General features: G+C 59.0%; 2 protein-coding genes. Both read left to right on the forward strand.

What is annotated here, in order from left to right; genetic code table 11:
• The first annotated feature begins 36 nt into the window (after positions 1 to 36).
• Positions 37 to 777: a hypothetical protein gene (locus ABY403_RS16105; protein ID WP_372841825.1), complete on the forward strand. Its 741-nt coding sequence runs from the start codon at positions 37 to 39 to the stop codon at positions 775 to 777.
• 24 nt (positions 778 to 801) lie between these two features.
• Positions 802 to 1910 (forward strand): DUF1566 domain-containing protein (locus ABY403_RS16110; protein WP_372841826.1); only part of this gene is annotated, 1109 nt, incomplete at its 3' end.

The following is a 1910-nucleotide window of genomic DNA, read 5'->3' on the forward strand; positions in this document are numbered from 1 at the left end:
ACGAAACCCGAGCAAGTAACACGGCGAGCAAGTATCATGATTTCGACAGTTGATATGAAGCCAGCAGCGATGCGCGGCCTAGCTGCCGACGCATTCTTCCAAGTCGCCCGTGCACTGCTCATCGTGGCTGCGCTTTGGACAGTGTCGAGCAGGGGCTATTACGTGCTTGTCGATGCGCTTGGGCTCGACAGCGGCTATGACGGTGCGCCGGTGTTGTTCACGGCCTATTACCTCGGCTGGGCCACGCTGGCTGCCTGGCTGTTCCGGCCGCTATTTGCAGAGGTGCTGAACCGCGACCGACTGGCGCGCGAAGGGCTGGCGATGTTGCCGATCCTTGCAGCATTCGGGTTGTTCACTGTCTTTGTGCTGCCGCTCCTCCCCTATGTCTCGGAGGTGCGGGCACCAGCGAACCCGCCCGAGTTCATGTTTGCTTCGGCTTGGTATTACCTGCCGAAATCCGCCGATATCCTGTTTCAGCAAGTGCTGATCGCTGCACTGATCTTCACGGGCGTGCGCGTTGGATTCACGCTTGGGGTCATGAGCGTCGGCTTGGCGGTATCCTTCGGGCTGTTTCACCTTGGCCTCGCCTTCGACGGTTTCATCTGGTTGTACGTCGCGCGCTTCACACTCGCCGCGACTCTCTTTGGTGCGCTGCTGCCGTACCTCTATCTGCGTGTTCGAAGCGGTTTTCGCTGGGCCTATTCTCTCCACTGGGGATTTTACGCCGCTGACGCGACGCTCACTCACCTACTTCTCGCTGCCCCACCTTGGGCATAACTCCACTACCAAAAGGGATCAATCATGTTTTCAACTCTCAAATCCGCTCCTGCGGGCTACGCACTACTGCTGCTAAGCCCGCTGGTTCTTTCCGCGCAATCAAGCACAGCCCAAGAGCTTAGCTATACCATCGTCGATACAATGCAGGATCGTTGCTTCGACACGGTCGGCGATGTCATAAGCTGCCCCGCTGAGGGGGAGGCGCTTTATGGTCAGGATGCGCAATACATGCGTGGGGCCGCATCCTATACGGAAAACGGCGATGGCACCGTTCTCGATAACAACACCGCTCTTGTCTGGCAGAAAACGCCGCTGAACGACCGCCTGCAATACGCAGACGCCTTGGCCTATTGCGGTGATCTGGATCTGGGCGCGCGGACCGACTGGCGCGTTCCTACGATCAAAGAGCTTTATTCGCTTGCCGACAACCGCGGCGAACTGCTCATGCCGGAAGAAGGTGAGCCGAGACCCTATATCGACACCAGTGTTTTCGATTTCTACTACCCGGAAGGTCAGATGATCTTTGCCGGGCAATACTGGAGCTCTACCCTCTACGTCAAAGGGCCGGTCCAGAACGGCCGCAATCAGGCCGCCTTCGGCTTCAACTTTTCTGACGGCCACATCAAAGCTTACGGCACCGGGGTCGATTTCTACACCGGCGCGGCCGCCAGCGGCGGCTTGATGGGGCCAGACGGCAAGGCACCGGGCAATTACGTGCGCTGCGTCAGCGGCGAAGAAGGTGTCTATGGCGTCAATGCGTTTGTAGACAACGGCGACGGCACGGTGACAGACGAAGCCACGGGTCGCATGTGGCAACAGGCTGACGACGGCACGCGCCGCGAATGGGAAGAAGCGCTGGCCTATTGCGAGGCGCTTGATCTCGGTGGTTACGACGATTGGGCCCTGCCCACTTCCAAAGAGCTGCAAAGCATCGTCGATTACCGCCGCACCGGGTACCCGGCGATCGACGAGGCTTTCTTCTCTATCACCGAAGATTCCGAGACGCTGGACTTCTGGACCGGCACGACCTTCGGCGACTGGAAAAACTACGCCAATGTCATCGCTTTCGGCAAGGCGCTCAGCAAGTCGGGTGAGCAGACCGAATATACCGATTGGCACGGTGCGGGCGCTCA

The sequence above is a fragment of the Phaeovulum sp. genome, assembly GCF_041596715.1.
Taxonomy (GTDB): domain Bacteria; phylum Pseudomonadota; class Alphaproteobacteria; order Rhodobacterales; family Rhodobacteraceae; genus UBA6213.